Below are 259 nucleotides of genomic sequence, written 5' to 3'. Positions count from 1 at the left end.
AGTAAAAAAGCTCTATGAGCGAAGCGAATTCATCGTGCTTTTGCTTTTTATTGAAGTCACAACGAGATGAGCCAAAAAATTGCCCCGACGAATCGAGCGAAAGCGAGATTCAATAGAGTTTGAGCGTAGCGAAAACCAAGGGCAATTTTTCATTCCCAATGCTTTTAATAATTTTTAAGTTTTTAAATGCTTTTAGATCTGCTGTAAGCCTTTATTTACAAATGTTTCAGAAGCTATAAGACTACAATCTCTTTGCTAT

It is taken from the genome of Acinetobacter sp. (assembly GCF_036666595.1).
GTDB lineage: Bacteria > Pseudomonadota > Gammaproteobacteria > Pseudomonadales > Moraxellaceae > Acinetobacter.
The sequence above is the reverse complement of the archived record's forward strand: the minus strand, read 5'-3'. Positions refer to the sequence as shown.